At 72.0% G+C, this 20,946-nt stretch carries 22 protein-coding genes and 1 pseudogene; 7 read left to right on the top strand and 16 right to left on the bottom strand.

All coding sequences use genetic code 11. From position 1 onward, the window contains the following. Positions 1–76 precede the first annotated feature (76 nt). From H4N64_RS17045 to H4N64_RS17035, 3 genes are read left to right on the top strand one after another with little or no spacing between them, the layout of a single operon-like run. Positions 77–553, top strand: a complete 477-nt coding sequence (locus H4N64_RS17045; RefSeq protein WP_186283179.1) for a hypothetical protein — start codon at positions 77–79, stop codon at positions 551–553. Beyond that, on the top strand, positions 553–3,249 hold the full coding sequence (locus H4N64_RS17040) for an ABC transporter permease subunit (protein WP_186283178.1): 2,697 nt from the start codon (positions 553–555) through the stop codon (positions 3,247–3,249). Before H4N64_RS17045 ends, H4N64_RS17040 begins: the two co-directional genes overlap by 1 nt. Beyond that, positions 3,246–3,935, top strand: a complete 690-nt coding sequence (locus H4N64_RS17035; RefSeq protein ID WP_186283176.1) for an ABC transporter ATP-binding protein — start codon at positions 3,246–3,248, stop codon at positions 3,933–3,935. Before H4N64_RS17040 ends, H4N64_RS17035 begins: the two co-directional genes overlap by 4 nt. Here H4N64_RS17035 and H4N64_RS17030 read toward each other — a convergent pair. Both H4N64_RS17030 and H4N64_RS17025 read right to left on the bottom strand, forming a co-directional pair. Then, positions 3,853–4,467 (bottom strand): LysM peptidoglycan-binding domain-containing protein, encoded by a 615-nt coding sequence (locus H4N64_RS17030; RefSeq protein WP_186283175.1) that lies wholly within the window; start codon positions 4,465–4,467, stop codon positions 3,853–3,855. The genes H4N64_RS17035 and H4N64_RS17030 overlap by 83 nt on opposite strands. Positions 4,468–4,586: 119 nt before the next feature. Then, on the bottom strand, positions 4,587–5,204 hold the full coding sequence (locus H4N64_RS17025; protein ID WP_186283173.1) for a LysM peptidoglycan-binding domain-containing protein: 618 nt from the start codon (positions 5,202–5,204) through the stop codon (positions 4,587–4,589). Between the two features lie 541 nt (positions 5,205–5,745). Here H4N64_RS17025 and H4N64_RS17020 point away from each other — a divergent pair. Both H4N64_RS17020 and H4N64_RS17015 read left to right on the top strand, forming a co-directional pair. Further along, positions 5,746–6,528, top strand: a complete 783-nt coding sequence (locus H4N64_RS17020; protein ID WP_186283171.1) for a hypothetical protein — start codon at positions 5,746–5,748, stop codon at positions 6,526–6,528. A gap of 67 nt (positions 6,529–6,595) precedes the next feature. After that, entirely contained in the window at positions 6,596–6,913 is a 318-nt protein-coding gene (locus H4N64_RS17015; protein WP_186283169.1) for a hypothetical protein, read from the top strand. A 49-nt stretch (positions 6,914–6,962) separates the two neighbouring features. Here H4N64_RS17015 and der read toward each other — a convergent pair whose 3' ends face one another. The 5 genes from der to aroH all read right to left on the bottom strand — a co-directional run bounded on the left by der (position 6,963) and on the right by aroH (position 11,412). Then, positions 6,963–8,438, bottom strand: coding sequence for a ribosome biogenesis GTPase Der (der, locus tag H4N64_RS17010; protein ID WP_186283168.1), 1,476 nt, complete (start codon positions 8,436–8,438; stop codon positions 6,963–6,965). Positions 8,439–8,511: 73 nt separating this feature from the next. After that, positions 8,512–9,159, bottom strand: a complete 648-nt coding sequence (locus H4N64_RS17005) for a 1-acyl-sn-glycerol-3-phosphate acyltransferase (protein ID WP_186283167.1) — start codon at positions 9,157–9,159, stop codon at positions 8,512–8,514. Further along, entirely contained in the window at positions 9,156–9,842 is a 687-nt protein-coding gene (gene cmk, locus H4N64_RS17000; RefSeq protein ID WP_186283166.1) for a (d)CMP kinase, read from the bottom strand. Before cmk ends, H4N64_RS17005 begins: the two co-directional genes overlap by 4 nt. A 125-nt stretch (positions 9,843–9,967) precedes the next feature. Further along, positions 9,968–11,053, bottom strand: coding sequence for a prephenate dehydrogenase (locus H4N64_RS16995; RefSeq protein ID WP_186283165.1), 1,086 nt, complete (start codon positions 11,051–11,053; stop codon positions 9,968–9,970). Next, the gene (gene aroH / locus H4N64_RS16990) at positions 11,050–11,412 is read right to left on the bottom strand and encodes a chorismate mutase (RefSeq protein ID WP_186283164.1); all 363 of its coding nucleotides are present in this window, start codon (positions 11,410–11,412) and stop codon (positions 11,050–11,052) included. Before aroH ends, H4N64_RS16995 begins: the two co-directional genes overlap by 4 nt. A gap of 211 nt (positions 11,413–11,623) precedes the next feature. Here aroH and H4N64_RS16985 point away from each other — a divergent pair, with 211 nt between their 5' ends. Continuing rightward, entirely contained in the window at positions 11,624–12,043 is a 420-nt protein-coding gene (locus H4N64_RS16985) for a Rieske (2Fe-2S) protein (RefSeq protein ID WP_186283163.1), read from the top strand. Positions 12,044–12,065: 22 nt separating this feature from the next. Further along, positions 12,066–12,809, top strand: a complete 744-nt coding sequence (locus H4N64_RS16980) for a nucleotidyltransferase domain-containing protein (protein WP_186283162.1) — start codon at positions 12,066–12,068, stop codon at positions 12,807–12,809. On the opposite strand, the pseudogene H4N64_RS16975 reads toward H4N64_RS16980, so the two are convergent. The 9 genes and pseudogenes from H4N64_RS16975 to H4N64_RS16935 form a co-directional block, all read right to left on the bottom strand. After that, positions 12,735–13,372 (bottom strand): annotated as a pseudogene (locus tag H4N64_RS16975) (nucleotidyltransferase domain-containing protein). The gene H4N64_RS16980 and the pseudogene H4N64_RS16975 overlap by 75 nt on opposite strands. Before the next feature lie 3 nt (positions 13,373–13,375). Beyond that, entirely contained in the window at positions 13,376–14,383 is a 1,008-nt protein-coding gene (locus H4N64_RS16970) for an ADP-ribosylglycohydrolase family protein (RefSeq protein ID WP_186283161.1), read from the bottom strand. Then, the gene (locus tag H4N64_RS16965) at positions 14,380–15,096 is read right to left on the bottom strand and encodes an NUDIX domain-containing protein (RefSeq protein ID WP_186283160.1); all 717 of its coding nucleotides are present in this window, start codon (positions 15,094–15,096) and stop codon (positions 14,380–14,382) included. Before H4N64_RS16965 ends, H4N64_RS16970 begins: the two co-directional genes overlap by 4 nt. 61 nt (positions 15,097–15,157) lie before the next feature. Further along, complete coding sequence (locus H4N64_RS16960; protein WP_186283159.1) at positions 15,158–16,570, bottom strand: MFS transporter; 1,413 nt, start codon at positions 16,568–16,570, stop codon at positions 15,158–15,160. Between the two features lie 51 nt (positions 16,571–16,621). Next, entirely contained in the window at positions 16,622–17,167 is a 546-nt protein-coding gene (locus H4N64_RS16955; protein WP_186283158.1) for a TIGR03086 family metal-binding protein, read from the bottom strand. Then, positions 17,164–18,123, bottom strand: a complete 960-nt coding sequence (locus tag H4N64_RS16950) for a sigma-70 family RNA polymerase sigma factor (RefSeq protein ID WP_186283157.1) — start codon at positions 18,121–18,123, stop codon at positions 17,164–17,166. The genes H4N64_RS16955 and H4N64_RS16950 overlap by 4 nt, the downstream gene beginning before the upstream one ends. Positions 18,124–18,190: 67 nt before the next feature. Continuing rightward, positions 18,191–19,267 (bottom strand): pseudouridine synthase, encoded by a 1,077-nt coding sequence (locus H4N64_RS16945; RefSeq protein ID WP_186283156.1) that lies wholly within the window; start codon positions 19,265–19,267, stop codon positions 18,191–18,193. Next, a complete protein-coding gene (gene scpB, locus H4N64_RS16940) occupies positions 19,267–19,923 on the bottom strand; it encodes an SMC-Scp complex subunit ScpB (protein ID WP_186283155.1) in 657 nt (218 codons plus the stop codon). Before scpB ends, H4N64_RS16945 begins: the two co-directional genes overlap by 1 nt. After that, complete coding sequence (locus tag H4N64_RS16935; RefSeq protein ID WP_186283154.1) at positions 19,920–20,936, bottom strand: segregation and condensation protein A; 1,017 nt, start codon at positions 20,934–20,936, stop codon at positions 19,920–19,922. Before H4N64_RS16935 ends, scpB begins: the two co-directional genes overlap by 4 nt. Positions 20,937–20,946 lie beyond the last annotated feature (10 nt).

The raw sequence follows: 20,946 nt of genomic DNA, 5'->3' as shown, positions 1-20,946 counted from the left end.
AGGCATAGTGCAAGTCCATCGGCGGACTTGGAAGCTGGGCCAGGCACATGCACGTGTGAAGCCAGAGGAGCCAGACATGGGGACAGCCCGACCGCGGTCCGTGCATCCGGTCCTGTGGGCCGGCTGGGCCGCCCTCGCCGCGGGCGCGGTGCTGTGCGTCGTCGGCTGGTACGGCGTCTCGGGCGAGCGGTTCGCCGAACGGCAGCTGCCCTACCTCGCGTCCTGCACGGTCCCCGGCGCCGCGCTGATCGTCGCGGGGGCGGTGCTGCTCACCCATGGCCGCAACGCGCTCGCCGCCGCGCGCGTGGAGGAGTTGTACGGCCTTCTCGTGACCGCCGAACCGGCCGACGCCGAGGCCTCGGGGCAGTCGGTGACGGCGCCGCTCGCGGTCAGCGGGGACCGGCTGATGGTGCCGGGCGGCACGCTGTTCCACCGGGCGGACTGTCCGCTGGTGGCCGGGAAGGCGGAGGCGGTGCCGGTGGACGCGAAGCTGGTGAGGAGCGGCGAACTGGACCCGTGCCCGATCTGTGAGCCCGCCGAAGCGGACGACTGATGTCCGCGCTGACCTACGACCTCACCCTGGCCGGCCTCTCGGTCGGCAGCGCCGCCGCGCTCACCGGGATCGGTCTGGTCGTCACCTACCGCGCGACCGGCGTGCTCAACTTCGCGCACGGGGCCATCGCGATGGTGTGCGCGTACGTGCTGCGGCAGTGCGTGGTGGAGTGGGGCTGGCCGCTGTGGGCCGGGGCCGCGCTGACCCTGCTGGTCCTGGCGCCCGCGATCGGGATGGCGCTGGAACGGTTCGTCTTCCGTCCGCTGTCCGTCCTCGGCAGTGACCCGGCGCAGACGCTGGTGGCGTCGATCGGGGTGTTCGTGCTGCTGGTGGGCGGGGCGGCACTGCTGTGGGGACAGGGGGCGCGGGACGACGCGCCGGAGCTGCTGGTGGCGGCGGACCCCTGGGGGCAGCTGGCGGTGGCCGTCGTGCTGGCGGCCGCGGTCGGTTCGGTCATCCGGTGGACCCGGTTCGGGCGGGAGCTGCGAGCGGTCGTGGACGACCGGCGGCTCGCCGTGCTCGGCGGGATCGACGCGGACCGGGTGGCCGCGGCGGGCTGGGCGTTCGGCTCGTTCACGGCGGGCCTGACAGGCGTACTGCTGGCTCCCTACGTCCGTCTTGACCCGTACGGACTGCCGCTGCTGGTGATGGAGGTGGTGGCCGTAGCGGTGGCCGCGCGCATGCGGAGCCTGCCGGTGGCGGTGGTGACGGCGCTCGGCATCGGCGTGGCACAGAGCCAGTTGACGCGCCTGCACCCGCAGGGCTGGGGCGAACCGCTGCTCCAGGCGGTGGGCGCGAACCTCTTCGTGGTGGCCCTGCTGATCGCGGCACTGGCCCTCCCCCGCATCGGCACGCGCGACGCGCTTCCCCGCACGGCCACCGCGCGCGTGCCGACGCCGCCGGGCGCCTGGATCGTGGCGGTCGTGCTGTTCCTGCTGCCGCTGGGCTTCGCGGGCTCGGACCTGCACACCTCGGTCCAGGTACCGGCGCTGGGAGTGGTCCTCCTCTCCCTGGTGGTGGTCACCGGCCGAGGCGGCCAGATCTCCCTGGGCCAGGCCGCATACGCGGGCCTGGGCGCCCTCTTCACGGCCCTCCTCGCAGCGGGCCGCTTCCCCGGCCTCCCCCACCTGCCGGAACTGGCGGCACTGGCGCTGGCGGTGGTCCTGGTGGCCCCCCTGGGCCTCCTGACAGGCTGGCCGGCGATCAGCCGCAGGGGATTGGCACTGGCGCTGGCGACATTCGCTGTGGGCGTGGGCGTGAGCCGCTTCGTCTTCGCCCAGCCGTACGCGACCGCGGGCCTCTCCCTGGGCCGCCCGGCGGGCTTCGAGGGCGACCGCGCGTACTACGTCCTGGAGCTGGCCCTGCTGGGAGCGGCCCTGCTGACGACTCGCGCCCTGCGCACGGGCCGCACAGGCCGGGCCCTGGCGGCCATGCGGGACCACGAGTCGGGCGCGTCGGCCTCAGGAGTGCGGGTCCCGACCCTGAAACTCCTCGCCTTCGTCTCGGGCGCAGCCCTGGCCGCCCTGGGCGGCGGCATGCTCGGCATGGGCCTGCGAGCCTTCGACCACGCCGCGTACGACCCCGTCCGTGGTCTGCTCTGGTTCGCGGCGGTAGTGGTCCTGGGCGCGGACAGCACCCTGGGCGCACTGGCAGCGGCGGCCCTTCTGGTGGGCCTGGACGCGGGCGCCCGAGGCGGCGTGGCGGCGGCCCTGATCGGCGTACTGGCGGTACTGGTGGGCCGCTTCCCCGGCGGACCGTACGAGGCACTGCGCAGCGCGGCAACGCGGCTACGGCTGGGGGGAAGGGCGAGCCTGACGCAACGGGGGGTGGCTGTGCGGGCGATGCTGCGACGAGGTCAGCCGCTGACCGCGCGGGGAGTACAGGAGAGCCTGGGCCGGGGCCAAGAGCCGGAGACGACGGAGACGAGGAGCCTACGGCCGACGGAGCGGCGGCGCGAGGCAGCCGCCCCAACAAGCCCCGCCCACCCGGCCGAAGGCCGGGTGCCCGCCCTCACCACCCGGGCCCTCCAGGCAACCTACGGCGGCTTCAGGGCCCTCGACGGCGTGGACCTGCATGTACCCCCCGGCCGGATCACCGCCGTCGTCGGCCCCAACGGCGCAGGAAAGAGCACCCTCTTCCACTGTCTGGCAGGCACCCTCCACCCCACCCAGGGCCAAGTCCGCTACGGCGACCGGGACATCACCAGACTCCCCGCCCACACCCGCACCCGCCTCGGCATCGCCCGCACCTTCCAGGAACTGGCCGTCTTCCCCTCCCTCACCGTGGCGGAGAACATCCGCGTAGGCGCGGAACAGGGCCACATCACCGACCCCGAAGCCGTGGACAGAACCCTCGACCTGCTGGGCCTGACCGCGGTAAGAGACGCCCCCGCCGCCGACCTCCCCACCGGCACCCTCCGCCGAGTCGAGCTCGCGAGAGCCCTGGCCGGCAGCCCCCGCGTACTGCTCCTGGACGAACCCGCGGCAGGCCTGGACACCGCCGAGGTCACCGCACTGGCCCGCATCCTGAAGGCCCTCGCCGCCGACGGCACGGCCCTCCTCGTCGTGGAACACGACCTGGATCTGGTGGCCGACCTCGCCGACGTCGTGCACGTCATGACGGCGGGCCGCATCGTCGCCTCGGGCCCCCCGGCCCACGTCCTCGACACACTGGGCGCCCAGGGGACCCCCGTATGACCATCTCCCTGCGCCACGCGCGCGTGCGCTACGGCCCCCTGGAGGCCCTGCACGGCATCACCCTCGCGGCGTCCGCCCCTGGCCTCACCGTCCTCCTCGGCCGCAACGGATCAGGCCGTACGACCGCCCTGCGCGCCCTGGCCGGAACAGTGCCGTTGTCCGGCGGCGCGGTGGTGTGGGACGGCGTCGACGTGACCCGTGTACCGGCGTACGAACGAGCCCGCCGGGGCCTGTGCCTGGTCCCGGAACGGCAGGCGGTGTTCGGCTCCCTCACCGTGCGCGAGAACCTCGAACTCACCGCCCCCGCCTACGAACTGGCCCTGGACGCCTACCCTCGCCTGGAGCGACTGCTCCCCCGCCGCGCCGGCACCCTCTCCGGCGGGGAGCAGCGCATGCTGGCCCTCTCCCGGGCCCTGCTGGCCCGTCCACGCGTGGTGCTCGTGGACGAGCCGGCGCAGGGCATGTCGCCGGCGGTGGCGACCCGGACGTACGAACTCCTGGCCGAGCTGGACGCGTGCGTGGTCCTCGCCGAGCAGCGGCTGCCGCCCGTACTGCGCGACCGCCCGGTGCTGGTGTACGAACTGCGCCGCGGCGCTGTCGTGTTCAGCGGCGAGGCGGCAGAGCTGCGAGCTTCGGCAGAGGCGGCCCGAAGAGCGCGGCGAACCGGGCCGAACCCTTCGGAATGACCAGCAGCATGCCCGGCTGCACCCGGTTCGGATCGTGGCCGACCGTCTGCTTGTTGGCCTGGTAGAGGGCCTGCCAGCCGCCCGGGATCCGGTACTTGCGGGCGATCGACGAGAGCGTGTCACCGGGCTTCACCGTGTGCATCCGGCCCTTGAGCCCGTACCGCTTCGAACACACGGGCCAGGCCTCCCACCCCTGCACGGCCAACACCTCCTGCGCGACCGCGATCTGCTGTTCGCGGGTGGCGAGGTCCGCGCGCGGGGCGTACTTCAGACCGCCGAACTCCTCCCAGGTGGGCTGCCAGAACTGCAGTCCGCCGTAGAAGCCGTTGCCGGTGTTGATGTGCCAGTTGCCGCTGCTCTCGCACTCGGCGATACAGCCCCAGGGCCACTGGTCCTCGGCGCAGTCGTAGGGCACGCGCATGGCGGTCGTTCCGGGGACCGTCGGCGGCGGTGGTGCCGCGTGGGCGGCGCCGGGGGCGAGGACGGGGAGCAGGGCGGCCGTGAGGGCGAGCGTGATCGGCGTGCGCAACATCGGCCCACGCTAAGCAGCGCGGCGCGCGGGGCCGTTCCGGCGCGTCGGTGCGCCGAGGGGCCCCACCCGGTCGGCGGACCGACGGGCGGGGCCCCGTGCCCGGCGAGGGGGAGCCGCGCTCAGATGTCGAGGCGCTGACCGGGCACGATCACATCGGGATCACCGCCGATGACGGCCTTGTTGGCGGCGTAGAGCCGCTGCCAGGTGGTCCCGTGCGTGGCGGCGATGCCGCTGAGGGTGTCGCCCTGGCGGACGACGTGCTCGCCGCGGGACGAGCCGCGGTCGGTGTGGCCCGAGGAACGCTCCGGCGTCTTCTGCGTCGGGGCCGCCTTCGTCGTCGCCGAACCGGCGGCGGGTGCGCTGCCGTACGCCCCGGCGCGCGCCGAGCACGTGGGCCAGGCGCCCCAGCCCTGGGACTGCTGGACCTTGGTGGCTACGGCGATCTGCTGGTCCTTGCTCGCCTGGTCGGCGGTCGACGCGTAGGCGGTGCCGCCGTACGCGCGCCAGGTGCTCGCGGAGAACTGGAGTCCTCCGTAGTAGCCGTTGCCGGTGTTGATGTGCCAGTTGCCGCCGCTCTCGCACTGGGCGATGCGGTCCCACACTCCGCCGTCCGCCGCGGTGGCGTTGCCGGTCGCGGCCAGCAGTCCGAGCGGGGCGAGCAGGGCGGCCCCGGCGAGGACCGCCGTCGTACGCGTCTTACGGGCGTTGTCGCGAGTGGTATCGGCACATTCGGACATGAAGTTCCCTCCCGACTGACCCGGGCTCCCCCAAGCCGGGGCGCGTTCCGCGCACTGGGTCGCGGTGGCCGCGCTCCGCCCCGTCCGCCGGTGGGGTTGGTGCTGCGAACTGGCTGTGGTGCGGCCGGCGGACGTACCCGAGCGGTGCTCTGTGCACACGGCGGAGGAATGTAGGGAGGGTGACTGCCCGTTATCAACCAACTCCTCGTCATTCCTGGCCAGTTCACCGTTACCGCGGGTATCGGCGATTTCCAGCCACCCACTTCATTCGCTGATTTCCTGATTTGTCGACCAGTCACCTCGGCGATCTGTGACTCACTTCACGGAACCAACTACCTTGACGAACCAAGGACTTGACCTGGAGTACTCGATTCCGCACCCGAGGTGACCCTGCGCGACGGATGGTTCGATTCCGTTCGCCCTGGTGCGTGACTCCCACCACAGATCACCCGTTGTCTTCTTCATGAGCCCGGGACCCACCCGGTTCACGGGCCGGGAGCCACCCGGCCGCGCCATGTACCACATCCCGAGGGAGCCACCCGTGCCGCGCATGCTCGACGTCAGCGACGAGGTACGTGCCGAGATCGGCGACGAAGAAGCCGACCGGCTGCTCGCCGGAGAGAACGCCCCCGGCAGTTACGACTGCACGTCCTGTCGCACCCCGGGCGACTCCGAACAGGAGCGCACCAGCACCGTCCTGTTCATCGGGGACGAGACCGCCGTCCTCGCCTTCGCCCACGCCACCTGCCTGCCCTCGCAGGTCGTCCAGGTCACCGAGGAGCAGCTCCAGGGGGCGGTGCGCTCCATCACCGGCGACACGGTCGACCTGGAGCCGGAGAAGGTCGTACCCGAGCAGGCGGTCCTCGGGGTCACCAGCGGACTCGTCCTGATCGCCGGGGAGTTGCACCCGGCGCTGGTCGTGGAGCCGACCGGGCCCATCGTCCGGCCCGGGTCCACCGCCCTCGGCGACGACTTCCTGCCGCTCCTCATCGAGCAGGGGTTCATGCCGGTGACGGCGATCGAGTCGGTGCCGCCCGTGCTGCACGGATGGTCGGTGCTGCTCGCCATGGGGCAGCTGCACGCGGTGCTCCAGCCGGGGACCAACGGCCGTCAGCCGGTGGCCTGGTGGCAGGCGCACCAGCCGCTCCAGGTGACCGAGGGGTGGCGGGCGGCGGCCAACAAGCACCAGCAGGTGCTGATGTTCGCGGCGCCGGTGGGGTCCATCGGGCGGCAGCCCCGGGAGGATCTGCTGCGGGACGCGTTGGACAAGGCCGCGGCCAACGGGAAGTTGGTCGCGTCTGCTCTGCCTCTTGCGGGGACCTGAATCGCCTGAGGGGCGGGGGCTGGTTCTCCAGCCGCATCCCTTGAAGTGCCCGGTCGTTTGGACATACGTGCACGCATACGATGTTTCTCCATCGGCCACGCCGATCTACGACGCGCTCTACGCCGAGTACGTCAAGTCCTTCCGTACGCTGCCGGGTGACCGCAGCGGCGAGGAGGATCTGGGGTTCACCGCCTTCGGGAACATCCCGCACAGTACGGGCTCGTACGGCGGGCACCGGCCGGGGTCCTTCAGCAGTTCCTACAGCGCCTACAGCGCGGGCGCGCACAGTGCCCGGCAGTCGCAGTGGCAGCGGGTCGGACACATCGGGCCGCAGGGGTCGGGACCGCATCCGGCCCTGCAGCCCGTTCCACGCAGAGGCATCTGAACGACGAAGAGGGCGGCCCCTGTGGGGGCCGCCCTCTTCGTCGCCGTACTTACTTCTTCTTGCCGCGCTTCTCGCGGACCCGGACCGAGATATGGATCGGGGTGCCTTCAAAGCCGAACTCCTCGCGCAGCCGGCGCTCGATGAAGCGGCGGTAGCCCGCCTCGATGAAGCCGGAGGCGAAGAGCACGAACCGCGGCGGCTTGGTGCCGGCCTGGGTGCCGAACAGGATGCGCGGCTGCTTGCCGCCCCGGATCGGGTGCGGGTGGGCGGCGACCAGCTCGCCGAGGAAGGCGTTGAGACGTCCGGTCGGGACACGGGTCTCCCAGCCCGCGAGGGCCGCCTCGATCGCCGGGACCAGCTTCTCCATGTGACGGCCGGTGCGGGCCGAGACGTTGACCCGGGGGGCCCAGGCGATCTGGCCGAGCTCGGTCTCGATCTCCCGCTCCAGGTAGTAGCGGCGCTCCTCGTCGAGGGTGTCCCACTTGTTGAAGGCAAGGACCATCGCGCGTCCGGCCTCGACGGCCATCGTCACGATGCGCTGGTCCTGCACGGAGATGTTCTCCGAGGCGTCGATCAGTACGACCGCCACCTCGGCCTTCTCCACGGCGGCCGCGGTGCGCAGCGAGGCGTAGTAGTCGGCGCCCTGCTGGAGGTGGACACGCTTGCGGATGCCGGCCGTGTCGACGAACTTCCAGGTGACACCGCCGAGTTCGATCAGCTCGTCGACCGGGTCACGGGTGGTGCCCGCGAGTTCGTTGACGACGACGCGCTCCTCGCCCGCCACCTTGTTCAGCAGCGAGGACTTGCCGACGTTCGGGCGGCCGATGAGGGCGATGCGCCGGGGGCCGCCGACCGCGGTGCCGAAGGTCTGCTCCGGGGCGTCCGGCAGCACCTCCAGGACGGCGTCCAGCATGTCGCCGGTGCCGCGGCCGTGCAGAGCCGAGACCGGGTGCGGCTCACCGAGTCCGAGGGACCACAGATACGCGGCGTCCGCCTCGCCGCTCGGTCCGTCCACCTTGTTGGCGCACAGCACCACGGGCTTGCCGGCCTTGCGCAGCAGTCGCACGACCGCCTCGTCGGTGTCGGTGGCGCCGACCTTGGCGTCGACGACGAAGACGACGGCGTCGGCGGCCTCGATGGCGTACTCGGCCTGGGCGGCCACGGAGGCGTCGATGCCGAGGACGTCCTGCTCCCAGCCGCCGGTGTCGACGACCTTGAAGCGCCGCCCCGCCCACTCGGCCTCGTAGGTCACGCGGTCACGGGTGACGCCGGGCTTGTCCTCCACGACGGCCTCGCGGCGCCCGATGATGCGGTTGACGAGGGTCGACTTGCCGACATTCGGGCGGCCGACGACGGCGAGCACGGGCAGCGGACCGTGGCCCGCCGCCTCGATGGCGCCCTCGACGTCCTCCAGGTCGAAGCCCTCTTCCGCGGCGAGCTCCATGAACTCCGCGTACTCGGCGTCGCCAAGTGCTCCGTGGTCGTGCGCCTCGCCCGAGCCCTCGGAGTGGATCTGGTCGTTCATGAAGTCCGTACCTCGTTCAGTGTGGTGATCGGTGGATCATCCGTTTTGGGGTGATCCACTACTCAAGTGTCGCCTAGCGGCCGGTGAGCCGCCTGGCGTTTTCCAGGTGCTCGGTGAGCTGCTTCTGGATGCGCTCGGTCGCCTCGTCCAACGCCGTGCGGGTGCGCCGTCCGCTGCCGTCGCCCGCCTCGAAGGGGTCGCCGAAGACGACGTCGACGCGGCTGCGCAGCGGGGGCAGCGCCTTTACCAACCGGCCGGGCCGCTCGGAACTTCCCAGTACGGCGACCGGGACGATCGGCGCTCCGCTGCGCACGGCGAAGTAGGCGAGTCCGGCGCGCAGGGACGCGAAGTCGCCCTCGCCGCGGGTGCCCTCCGGGAATATCCCGAGGACGCCCCCGTGCTCCAGGACGCCCAGCGCCCGGGTGATGGCGGTGCGGTCGGTGGTCGCGCGGTCCACCTTCAGCTGGCCGATGCGGGTCAGGAAGGGGTCGAGCGGGCCGATGAACGCTTCCTTCTTGATCAGGAAGTGCGTCGGCCGGGGCGCCACGCCCATGACCATGGGGCCGTCGATGTTGTGGGAGTGGTTGACGGCGAGGATCGCAGGGCCGTCGGCCGGCACCTTCCAGGCGCCGAGCACACGCGGCCGCCACAGCCCGTACATCAGGCCGACGCCGATGCGCCGCCCGACCTCGGCGCCCCGTACGGAAGGCAGCTCGGTCACTTCGCGGCCCGCTTCTCCTCGACGAGGGTCACGACGCACTCGATGACCTGTGCGAGCGTGAGCTCGGTGGTGTCCACCTCGACCGCGTCACCGGCCTTGGCCAGCGGGGAGGTCTTACGGCTGGAGTCGGCCGCGTCCCGCTTGATCAGGGCCTCGCGGGTGGCGTGCACGTCGGAGCCCTTCAGCTCACCGCTGCGGCGGGCGGCGCGCGCCTCCGGGGAGGCGGTGAGGAAGATCTTCAGATCGGCGTCGGGCAGGACGGTCGTACCGATGTCCCGGCCCTCGACGACGATGCCGCCCTCGGCGGAGGCCGCGATCGAGCGCTGGAGCTCGGTGATCCGGGCCCGCACCTCGGGCACCGCGCTGACCGCGCTGACCTGGGAGGTGACCTCCTGGGTGCGGATCGGGGCGGCGACGTCGATGCCGTCGACGGTGATCGTCGGCTTCTCCGGGTCGGTACCGGAGACGATGTCGGGCTTCCCGGCCACGGCGGCGATGGCGTGCGGATCGTCGACGTCGATGCCGTTGGTCACCATCCACCAGGTGATCGCCCGGTACTGCGCACCGGTGTCGAGGTAGCTCAGGCCGAGCTGCGCGGCGACGGCCTTCGACGTGCTCGACTTACCCGTGCCGGAGGGGCCGTCGATGGCGACAATCACGGGCTGGGCGGCGCCGTTTTCCACGGGAAGACACCTTCCTGGTGCGGTGCGAAGGGGTGAGGGGGCGCGATCGTGCCCCGCACAAGGTTACTGGGTACGCGTCACTCGTCCGGACGCCGAGGCCTTGCGGCCCCTTCAGCGCCCGGCTCCTACTGCCGGATCGCCCAGCCCCGCTCCCGCAGTGCCGCCGTCAGCACCGGTACCGCGTTCGGCTCGACCATCAGCTGGACCAGACCGGCCTGCTGTCCCGTCGCGTGCTCGATGCGGACGTCCTCGATGTTGACCCCGGCCCGGCCCGCGTCGGCGAAGATACGGGCGAGCTGGCCCGGCTGGTCGTCGATCAGGACCGCGACGACCTCGTAGACCCGCGGCGCGGAGCCGTGCTTGCCCGGCACCCGGACCTGCCCGGCGTTCCCACGGCGCAGGACGTCCTCGATACCGGCCATGCCCGCACGGCGCTTGGCCTCGTCCGAGGACTGCAGCGCCCGCAGCGCCTGAACCGTCTCGTCGAGGTCCGCGGAGACATCCGCGAGGAGATCGGCGACGGGGCCCGGGTTCGCGGAGAGGATGTCGATCCACATCCGGGGATCGGAGGCCGCGATCCGCGTCACATCCCGGATGCCCTGCCCGCACAGCCGTACGGCCGCCTCCTCGGCGTTCTCCAGACGCGCGGCGACCATGCTGGACACCAGATGCGGCATGTGGGAGACCAGCGCCACCGCCCGGTCGTGGGCGTCGGCGTCCATGACGACCGGCACGGCCCGGCAGTGCGAGACCAGCTCAAGGGCGAGGTTCAGGACCTCGGTGTCGGTGTCCCGGGTCGGCGTCAGCACCCAGGGCCGGCCCTCGAACAGGTCACCGGAGGCGGCCAGCGGACCGGACTTCTCACGGCCCGACATCGGGTGGGTACCGATGTACGAGGACAGGTCGAGCCCCAGCGCCTGGAGCTCACGCCGCGGACCGCCCTTGACGCTCGCCACGTCCAGGTAGCCCCGGGCCACACCGCGCCGCATGGCGTCGGCGAGCACCCCGGCCACGAGCGCGGGCGGCGCGGCGATGATCGCGAGGTCCACCGGGCCCTCGGGCGCCGCGTCCGTACCGGCGCCGAGCGCGGCAGCCGTACGCGCCTGCTCGGGGTCGTGGTCGGCGAGATGGACGACGACGCCCCGGCTCACGAGGGCGAGGGCCGCGGACGTACCGATGAGGCCGGTGCCGATGACGAGTGCGGTTCTCACTGGGCGATGTCCTTGCGCAGGGCGGCCGCGGCGCCGAGGTAGACATGGGCTACCTCGGCCCGGGGCAGGTCGGACTCGATGTGTGCGAGGACCCGGACCACACGGGGCATGGCGCCCTCGATGTCCAGCTCCTGCGCGCAGATCAGGGGCACGTCGACGATGCCGAGCTTGCGGGCGGCGGCCGCGGGGAAGTCGCTGTGCAGATCGGGCGTGGCCGTGAACCAGATGCTGATCAGGTCGTCCGTGGTCAGGCCGTTGCGCTCCAGGACGGCGGTGAGCAGGGCTCCGACCCGCTCGTCCATGTGGCCGGCCTCGTCCACATCGAGTTGGACGGCGCCCCGGACCGCTCGTACCGCCACGGCTTGGCTCCCTTGCTGCTGTACGGATCGACTCTGTGCACATCCAGCCTAGTCAGCGCCCGCCGGACCGGTGCGCGACGCCCGCCCGCTGAGATGGGGGCGTTTTACGGCACTCCCTCCCGGGTTGCTTAACCTTCGGTGCTTTCAGTGCCAGGATTGCTGGTCTGACTGACCTCCGCCCCTGGTTCTTCCACACACACGGAGTGACGACATGACCATCCGTCCGAACCGGCGCACGATCCTTCTCGCCACGGGCGCGGCGGCACTCGTCGCGGGCTGTGGCGACAACGGCGACGGCTCCACCTCCACCGAACAGACCGCCGGGACCACGGAGACCGCCGACGGCGAGGAACTGACCACGACGGACGACATCCCGGTCGGCGGCGGCAAGATCTTCAAGGACGAGCAGGTCGTGGTGACCCAGCCGGAGGACGGCGAGTTCAAGGCCTTCTCCAGCACCTGCACCCATCAGCAGTGCACGGTCGCCACCGTCTCGGACGGCACGATCAACTGCACCTGCCACGGCAGCAGGTTCAACATCACGGACGGTTCGGTGGCCCGCCCGCCGGCGACGCGGCCGCTGCCCGAGAAGGAGATCACGGTGGAGGGAAATTCGATCCGCCTGGCGTGAGCCGCCGCGTACGCTCCGGGTCATGCACCCCGAGGCCCTGGTACGCGACCACACGATCTACGCCTGTGTGATGGGTTCGCGCGCCTTCGGTCTGGCGACGGACGGCAGCGACACCGACCGGCGGGGCGTGTTCCTCGCCCCCACTCCGCTCTTCTGGCACTTCGACAAGCCGCCGACGCATGTCGAGGGCCCGGCCGAGGAGCAGTTCAGCTGGGAGCTGGAGCGCTTCTGCGAGCTGGCACTGCGCGCGAACCCCAACATCCTGGAGTGTCTGCACTCCCCGCTCGTCGAGTACGCCGACGACACGGGCCGCGAGCTGCTCGACCTGCGCGGGGCGTTCCTGTCCCGCCAGGCCCACGTCACGTTCGTGCGGTACGCCGTCGGCCAGCGCAAGAAGCTGGAGGCGGACGTCCGCAACCACGGCGCCCCACGCTGGAAGCACGCGATGCATCTGCTGCGCCTGCTGATGAGCGTCCGTGACCTGCTGCGCACCGGCGAGCTCTCCATCGACGTCGGCGACCGGCGCGCACCGCTCCTCGCGGTGAAGCGGGGCGAGGTCCCATGGCCGGAGGTCGAGTCGTGGATGACCCGGCTGGCGGAGGAGGCGGAGCGGGCCACCGAGCGCAGCCCGCTTCCCGCCGAGCCGGACCGGCGGCGCGTGGAGGACTTCCTCGTCCGCGTCCGCCGTACCTCAGCCCTCCAGCCGTATGCGTACGACGAGGTCGTGCAGGGCGTCGTGGGCGGTCGCCGCGTCGGGCAGGGCTGACGCCGACTGCGCCTCGTCCAGCAGTACGTGTAGCCGCTCGACGTCGGCCTCCACGCGCGCGTGGTCGACCTCGGCCGCCCCGTGCTCCCGCTCCGCCTTCGCCTTCGCCGCGATCAGCTCGGGCAGACAGCCGGGCGCCTCGGCCACCTCCCCGAGCAGCGTGGGCAGATGGGCCTGCACCTCACCGGTGCGCATCAGGTGGATGCCGGTGAGCAGGGCCCGGAAGGTGTAGAGCAGCGGCTTGAGTTCGTTGGTCTTGGTGAACAGCCGCCACTGGGTGATGGCACGTTGACATCAGCCGCTCCGCGGCGGGCCCGGTAGTGGTGGGCGTGGTGGCCGGTGACGACGCCGGGGGCGAGCGTGGCCAACTCGCGGTGCGCGTCAGTGGTGTGCACGACGAGCGGGGAGAGCAGCTGCTCCAGGGCATAGCCGTTGCGCCGAAGCATCAGCCGGACGAACTTGCGCAGGTGCACACCGCGCAGGTCCACGTCCCAGTCGCGGGACGGAAAGCCGTACAGATGGGCGCCGGAGACGGTCGCGAGGTCGATGTCCAGGGCGGTCATCCGCTAAGCGTCCCAGAGCGCGCCGAGGGTGAGCAGATCACCCCGGTACTCGATCCGGTCCGCCCACGCGCGGGGCCAAGCATCGGCCCCCAGGTACGCCCCCGCGAAGGCGCCGGTCAGGCAAGCGATGGAGTCCGAGTCGCCGGAGGAGCAGGCGGCCCGCCTGAGGGCCGTCACGGGCTCGTCGACGAAGAGCAGGAAGCACAGCAGACCGGTCGCCAGCGCCTCCTCCGCGATCCACCCTGCGCCGGTGGCCAGGCAGGGGTCGGTCTCGGCCGAGCCCGCCCGCACGGCCTCCTGCAGCCGCTCCAGCACCCCCAGGCACTCGTCCCAGCCGCGCGCGATGAAGTGCTCGGGGGTCGGGTCCTGGCTGCGGGTCCACAGATCGCCGAGCCAGGTGTGGTGGTAGCGGGAGCGGTTCTCGTAGGCGTACGACCGCAGCAGGCCGACGAGTCCGGTCGGTTCGGCGCCCTGTGCGAGCAGCCGTACGGCGTGCGCGGTGAGGTCGGAGGCGGCGAGGGCCGTGGGGTGGCCGTGGGTGAGCGCGGACTGCAACTGGGCGGCGCCCGCGCGCTGTTCGTTGCTCAGCCCTGGCGCGAGCCCGATCGGGGCGACGCGCATGTTGGCGCCGCAGCCCTTGGAGTCGATCTGGCTGGCGTCCTGCCAGAGGCGTCCCTCGGTCTTCAGAAGGTTGCAGGCGACGAGGCAGGTCCGGCCCGGTGCGCGGTTGTTCTCCGGCGACTGGTACCAGTCGACGAACTCCTCCCGTACCGGCCGCTCCAGCCGCTTGGGCGCGAGCACACCCCGGTCCATGGCCGTCCGCAGCCCCTTGCCCAGCGCCAGCGTCATCTGGGTGTCGTCGCTGACGATCGCCGGCGTCGGCAGTTCCATCTCCCGCCACGGTCCGCACTTGGCGAGGATCGACGGCACATCGTTGAACTCGGTCGGGAAGCCGAGCGCGTCCCCGAGGGCGAGGCCCAGCAGGGATCCAGTGGCGGCGCGCTTCGTCATGCGGAGTGTCCTTCCGGGGTCGGCCGGAGCAGCGGAGGGTGGAGGGCGGTGGCAGCGCCCGCGCGGTACAGCGCGGCCGGTTTGCCGCGGCCGCCGGTGAGTCGGGAGGCTCCGGGAACGGGCTCGACGAAGCCCGGCGTGGCGAGCACCTTGCGCCGGAAGTTGGGCCGGTCGAGGGCGGTGCCCCACACGGCCTCGTAGACCTGCTGGAGCTCGCCGAGGGTGAACTCTGGCGGGCAGAAGGCGGTGGCCAGGCAGGTGTACTCCAGCTTGGCGCCGACGCGTTCATGCGCGTCGGCCAGGATCCGGTCGTGGTCGAAGGCGAGCGGCCCGGCCTCGTCGTACGGCACCCAGCGCGCCTGGGCCGCGTCGCTGCCGCCGTGCACCTCGGGCGCGTCGGGAAGGAGGGCGGCGAAGGCGACGGAGACGACCCGCATCCGGGGGTCGCGGTCGGGCTCGCTGTAGGTCCGCAGCTGTTCCAGGTGCAGCCCGGAGACGTCCGACAGGGCGGTCTCCTCGGCGAGTTCACGCCGGGCCGCCGTCTCGGCGGACTCGTCCGGCTGCACGAAGCCACCGGGCAACGCCCAGCTCCCGGCGTACGGCTCCTGCCCCCGCTCGACGAGCAGCACATGCAGGGCACCGGCCCGGAGCGTGAGGACGGCCAGGTCGACGGTCACGGCGAAGGGTTCGTAGGCGTGCTTGTCGTACTCCACATCCGCCTCCTTAATGGTCAGTACGACTATAAAGAGGCGGACGTGAAGTGACAACCCCTGGCTAGGCCCGACGCGAGGGCGCCAGTACCGACACCGCGGCCCCCACCGCCGCGAGCCCCGCCGAGACCCACAGCGCGGGCGCGGCCCCGTCCAGGAAGTCGGCCGGGGAGGCGTACCCGCCGTAGGTCGTGAAGACCGCCGCGGCGGCCGCGACGCCGAAGACGCCGCCGAGTTCGCGCAGGGCGTTGTTGACGCCGGCCGCGACGCCCGCCTCGGTCAACGGCACCGAGGAGGTCACGGCGTTGGCGACGCTCGGGAACACCATGGAGATGCCGATGCCTGCGATGATCAGCGGGACGACGAGGCTGCCGTAGCCGACGCCGGGTTCGACCTGCCAGGCCAGCAGGCCGAGGCCCAGGCCCTGGAGGGCGAGGCCGCCGAGCATGAACGGCCGGGTGCCGTACCGGTCCGCGAGCGCGCCCGCGATCGGCGCGACCAGGAGCGGCATCGCGTTCCAGACGAGGATCCGCAGGCCCGCCTCCAGGGGCGAGTAGCCGAGCCCGAACTGGAACAGCTGCGTGATCATGAAGAGCGAGCCGAGCAGGGAGGCGAAGAGCAGGAAGGCCGCCGCGTTGGCGGTGGAGAAGCCACGCCTGCGGAAGTGCCCGAGCGGGAGCATCGGATGCCGGGCGCCCCGGCGCTCCCAGTCCAGGAAGGCGGCCGTGAAGACGATCCCGACGGCCAGCGCGGTCAGCACCTCGGCGCTCCCCCAGCCCACCTCCGGCGCCCGCACCGGCGCCCAGGCGAGCCCGGTGAGCCCGATGGCCGCCAACACCAGACCGACGATGTCGAGTTGGGGCCGTGTCCCGTAGCTCTCGTGGAGTTTCCTGGCGGCGAAGGGCAGCATCGCGAGCCCGATCGGCACGTTCAGCCAGAAGATCCACTGCCAGGAGAGGCCCTCGGTCACGGCCCCGCCCAGCACCGGCCCGGCCGCCACACCGAGTCCGGTCACCCCGCCCCACACCCCGATCGCCACGCCCCGCTTCTCCGCCGGGAAGGCCTCGCTGATGAGGGTCAGGGTGAGCGGCAGCAGTACGGCGGCCCCGGCGCCCTGCACCAGGCGCGCACCGATGAGCTGGCCCGAGCTGCCCGCGAGGGCCGCGGCGGCGGAGGCGAGGGTGAACACGGCAAGCCCGACGACGTACATGCGCCGCCGTCCGAACCGGTCGCCGAGTGCGGCGCCGGTCAGGGTGAGACAGGCGAAGGCCAGGTTGTAGGCGTTGATCGTCCATTCCAGCTCGGACAGGCTCGCCCCGAAGTCGGCGCGCAGGGCGGGCAGCGCGGTGGCGACGACGACCACGTCGAGGGAGCACAGCAGCGCGCCGAGCCCGGCGAGGATCACCGTCCACGCGCGCGGTGGTGACGCCCTGTCGGGGAGCGAGGTACTCAGGGGGGCCTTGAGGGTCTCGGTCATTTCCGTGCCTTCCGTGAGTTCTTGAGGTCACTCACGGAAGGCAGACCCGGCTCACCCCGGAAAGGAATCGCGCCGCCCGAGGAATGCCAGCAGCCGGGCGTCCGGCCGCGCGCCCTCCGGCACGGCGAGCGGCGCGGCGAACCGCACCCCCCGGTCCTCCCCCACCACCACGCACCGCGCGACCGGCAGCAGCTCGGCGGCGAGGGCGGCCGGGACGGGCCGGGGCCGTCCGCTGGCCTGGGCCACGTCCCAGCCGTGCACGGCGATCTCGACGGCGCCCACGGCGGCCAGCACCCGTACGTCCAGCGGCCGTTCACCGACGCGCACCCGGTCCGGCGGCCCCGCGGCCCACGCACCCAGCACCGCGCACGCGCGCGTACGGAAGCGGCACGCGCGGTCGTCCCTCGGGACCAGGCCGATCCGCCCGCCGGTCAGCCCCTCGTACAGCGCGTCCAGGGAGTCGTCCAGATGCCCGAGCAGTTCCGCCAGGTCCCACTCGGCGCACGGCGTGCCCCGCGCGAGGCTGTCCGCCGGCACCCCGGCCACGCTCCCCAGGGCGTAGGCGAGCGACCGCTCCAGCAGCTCCCCGGGGTTCATCCCAGCACCCCGGGCAGCCCGAACCGGCCGAACACGTCGCTGTCCAGGAAGGCGGTGATACGGCCGACCGCGCCCTCCTCGACGGTGAGCACCTGCAAGGAGTGCGCCCGCAGTACGCCGTCCGCCCCGCGCACGTACATCGCGACCGCCGGCTGCCCGTTCGCGCGCGTGGGCAGCATCCGCAGGGTGCCCTTCTCGTGCACGCGCGCCACCAGGAAGCGGTGCACCTCCTTGGCGCCGCGGAACCACTCCAGGTACGGCGGCATCTCCAGCTCCACGCCGTCCCGCAACAGGGCCAGCAGGGCGTCCATGTCGGCGTTCTCGAAGGCGGCCACATACCGGTCGAGCACCTCGCGGTCGGCGGCGCCGGACGGCTCCGTCACGAGGTCCTCCTCGGGCGCCACCTCGTCCAGCCGGGCACGCGCGCGTTGCAGGCTGCTCTTCACGGCCGCCGTCGAGGTCCCGAGCAGCGAGGCGACCTCCGGCGCCCGCCAGGCCAGCACGTCCCGCAGGATGAGCACCGCGCGCTGGCGTGCGGGCAGATGCTGGAGCGCGGCGACCAGCGCGAGCCGCAGACTGCCCCGGGCGGCCACGACCGACGCCGGGTCGACGAGCGAGTCGGGCAGCGGCTGGAGCCAGGGAACGTCCGTCGCGGGGGCCCTCAGCGGCTCCTCAGGCGCCTGGGAGGGCTCACCGAGCCCAGCTGGCAGCGGACGTCGCGCGCGGCCCTCCAGCGCCGTCAGACACGTGTTGGTGGCGATCCTGTGCAGCCAGGTCCGCAGGGACGCGCGGCCCTCGTAGCCGTCGTAGGACCGCCAGGCCCGCAGATATGTCTCCTGCACCAGGTCCTCGGCCTCGTCGGCCGAGCCCAGCATCCGGTAGCAGTGCGCGAGCAGCTCCCGCCGGTACGGGTCCGTCAGCCGAACGAAATCCTCGCGGTCCGTCGTCGCCACCATGGCCCTTCCTCTCGCCGGTCATGAGTACAGACCGGCGAGAGAGCGAAAAGGCATCGGTGCCGACGGTCTACAGGTCGACTTCCTTCATCAGCATGCCGACCTCGGTGTTCGACAGGCGGCGCAGCCAGCCCGACTTCTGGTCGCCGAGCGTGATCGGCCCGAAGGAGGTGCGCACCAGCTTCTCGACGGGGAAGCCCGCCTCGGCCAGCATCCGGCGCACGATGTGCTTGCGGCCCTCGTGCAGGGTGACCTCGACGAGGTAGTTCTTGCCGGTCTGCTCGACGACCCGGAAGTGGTCCGCGCGCGCGTAGCCGTCGTCCAGCTGGATGCCGTCCTTCAGGCGCTTGCCCAGGTCGCGCGGGATCGGGCCGACGATGGCCGCGAGGTAGGTCTTCTTCACGCCGTACTTGGGGTGGGTCAGCCGGTGCGCGAGCTCGCCGTGGTTGGTGAGCAGGATGACGCCCTCGGTCTCGGTGTCGAGCCGCCCGACGTGGAAGAGCCGCGTCTCCCGGTTGGTGACGTAGTCACCGAGGCACTGGCGCCCCTCGGGGTCCTCCATGGTGGAGACGACACCGGCGGGCTTGTTCAGCGAGAAGAACTGGTACGACTGCGTCGCGACCGTCAGGCCGTCGACCTTGACCTCGTCCTTCTCCGGGTCGACGCGCTTGCCCTGCTCCAGCACGATCTCGCCGTTGACCTCGACCCGCGCCTGCTCGATCAGCTCCTCGCAGGCCCGGCGGGAGCCGTAGCCCGCGCGCGCGAGGACCTTCTGCAGCCGCTCGCCCTCCTGCTCGGCGCCCGGGAAGGTCTTGGGCAGCTTGATGTCCTTCTTGCCCGCGTACCGGTCGCGGTTGCGCTCCTCGGTACGCGTCTCGTACTCGCGGGAGCGGGCCGGTGCCGTACGCCCGCCCTGCGGCTGGGCCTTCTTCGGCCCGCCCTTGGCGCCACCGCGCGCCGCTCCGCCGCGCCCGGACTTCGGGCCGTCCGGGGAGGCGCCGGGGCCGACGTCGTAGCGGCGCTCCTCCGGGCGGGGCTTGCGGGGCCGGCCCTGGCCGCCCTGCTTCTGGTCCCGGTTGTTGCCGGCACCGCGGTAGTTACCGCGTCCGCCGGTGCCGCCACTCTTGCCGCTGCCGCTGCTTCGCATCAAAGTTCCGTCGTCTTGTCGTCTGCGTCCTCGGAATCCGGAGCGTCCGGATCGAACGACGGTACGGCTTCCTGGGTCTCGGCCTCGATCGCCTCCGCCTCCGGGAGGAAGGGCGCGAGCTCCGGGAGCTCGTCCAGGCCGCGCAGGCCCATCCGCTCCAGGAAGTAGTTCGTCGTCCTGTACAGGATCGCACCTGTTTCGGGTTCCGTGCCCGCCTCCTCGACCAGACCCCGCTGGAGAAGGGTGCGCATGACACCGTCGCAGTTCACTCCGCGCACCGCCGAGACCCGGCTGCGGCTGACCGGCTGCCGGTACGCCACCACCGCGAGGGTCTCCAGCGCGGCCTGGGTCAGCCGGGCCTGCTGGCCGTCCAGCACGAAGCCCTCGACGGCCGGCGCGTACTCGGGCCGCGAGTAGAAGCGCCAGCCGCCCGCGATCAGCCGGAGCTCGAATCCGCGGCCCTGGACGGTGTACTCGTCGGCCAGCTCGCGCAGCGCGTCCGCGATCTGCCGCCTGGGCCGCTGGAGGATCTTGGCGAGGTGCTCCTCGGTCGCGGGCTCGTCCACGACCATGAGGACGGCCTCCAGGGCCGGCTTGAGTTCGAGGTCGGCCGTGGAGCGCAGCCCGGCGGGCAGCTCGCTGATCTCCTCGCTCACTTCTTCTCCTCCTTCGGCGGCTCGGGCGGCCGGTCGAACTCGTCGGTCACCATCGGCTGGGAGTCACCCTCCCCGCCGGTCCACCGCACGATCAGCTCCCCGAGCGCGGCCTCCTGGTCGAGGGCCACGGCCTTCTCCCGGTACAGCTCCAGCAGCGCCAGGAACCGCGCCACGACGGTGAGGGTGTCGTCGGTGTCCTCGACGAGCGCACGGAAGCTGGCCTCGCCGAGCTCCTTCAGCCGCGCCACCACGATCTGGGCCTGCTCCTGCACGCTGACCAGCGGGGCGTGGATGTGGTCGACGTACACCTGCGGCTTGGGCTTGGGCTGCATCGCCTTCACGGCGAGCCTGGCGAACCCTTCAGGACCGATGGTGATGACCACCTCGGGCAGCAGCTCGGCGTGGTGCGGTTCGAGTCCGACGGTACGGGGGTAGCGCCGGGCCTCCTCGTCGAGGCGGCGGTTGAAGATGTCGGCGATCTGCTTGTACGCGCGGTACTGGAGCAGGCGCGCGAAGAGCAGGTCGCGGGCTTCGAGCAGGGCGAGATCGGCCTCGTCCTCGACCTCGGCGGCGGGCAGCAGCCGGGCCGCCTTGAGATCCAGCAGGGTCGCGGCGACCACGAGGAACTCGGTCGTCTCGTCCAGGTCCCAGTCCGGCCCCATGGCCCGGATGTACGCCATGAACTCATCGGTCACCTTGGACAGCGCGACCTCGGTGACGTCCAGCTTGTGCTTGGAGATCAGCTGGAGCAGCAGATCGAAGGGCCCCTCGAAGTTGGCGAGGCGGACCTTGAAGACTCCGTCGTCGGAATCTTCTTGCGGCTCTGCGGCGGGCGGCTCCTCAACCGGTGCCTCGACCTCGACCAGCGCCTCGACCTCGACCTCGACCAGTGTCTCGACCTCAGCCGGAACCTCGACCTCGGCCACCGAAGCGGACCCCGGGCCCATCCCCAACGCACGCCGCCGACCGCCGGAGGCTCCGGCGCCGGGGACGGGAACGTCGTTCGAGGTCATAGCCCCCGCA

Origin of the sequence: Streptomyces cupreus, assembly GCF_014257025.1 — a bacterium.
GTDB classification, from domain to species: Bacteria; Actinomycetota; Actinomycetes; order Streptomycetales; family Streptomycetaceae; genus Streptomyces; species Streptomyces cupreus.
The sequence above is the reverse complement of the archived record's forward strand: the minus strand, read 5'-3'. Positions and strand labels throughout refer to the sequence as shown.

Excerpts from the sequence above, each read along its gene's own strand:
- der (WP_186283168.1), bottom strand. The coding sequence starts at position 8,438 with ATGAACGACCAGATCCACTCCGAGGGCTCGGGCGAGGCGCACGACCAC.
- H4N64_RS16955 (WP_186283158.1), bottom strand. The coding sequence starts at position 17,167 with ATGAACCCCGGGGAGCTGCTGGAGCGGTCGCTCGCCTACGCCCTGGGG.
- H4N64_RS16970 (WP_186283161.1), bottom strand. The coding sequence starts at position 14,383 with ATGACGAAGCGCGCCGCCACTGGATCCCTGCTGGGCCTCGCCCTCGGG.
- H4N64_RS16960 (WP_186283159.1), bottom strand. The coding sequence starts at position 16,570 with ATGACCGAGACCCTCAAGGCCCCCCTGAGTACCTCGCTCCCCGACAGG.
- H4N64_RS16935 (WP_186283154.1), bottom strand. The coding sequence starts at position 20,936 with ATGACCTCGAACGACGTTCCCGTCCCCGGCGCCGGAGCCTCCGGCGGT.
- H4N64_RS17045 (WP_186283179.1), top strand. The coding sequence starts at position 77 with ATGGGGACAGCCCGACCGCGGTCCGTGCATCCGGTCCTGTGGGCCGGC.
- H4N64_RS16950 (WP_186283157.1), bottom strand. The coding sequence starts at position 18,123 with ATGGTGGCGACGACGGACCGCGAGGATTTCGTTCGGCTGACGGACCCG.
- H4N64_RS17035 (WP_186283176.1), top strand. The coding sequence starts at position 3,246 with ATGACCATCTCCCTGCGCCACGCGCGCGTGCGCTACGGCCCCCTGGAG.
- H4N64_RS16980 (WP_186283162.1), top strand. The coding sequence starts at position 12,066 with ATGCACCCCGAGGCCCTGGTACGCGACCACACGATCTACGCCTGTGTG.
- H4N64_RS17025 (WP_186283173.1), bottom strand. The coding sequence starts at position 5,204 with ATGTCCGAATGTGCCGATACCACTCGCGACAACGCCCGTAAGACGCGT.
- H4N64_RS16945 (WP_186283156.1), bottom strand. The coding sequence starts at position 19,267 with ATGCGAAGCAGCGGCAGCGGCAAGAGTGGCGGCACCGGCGGACGCGGT.
- H4N64_RS16985 (WP_186283163.1), top strand. The coding sequence starts at position 11,624 with ATGACCATCCGTCCGAACCGGCGCACGATCCTTCTCGCCACGGGCGCG.
- H4N64_RS17040 (WP_186283178.1), top strand. The coding sequence starts at position 553 with ATGTCCGCGCTGACCTACGACCTCACCCTGGCCGGCCTCTCGGTCGGC.
- H4N64_RS17030 (WP_186283175.1), bottom strand. The coding sequence starts at position 4,467 with ATGTTGCGCACGCCGATCACGCTCGCCCTCACGGCCGCCCTGCTCCCC.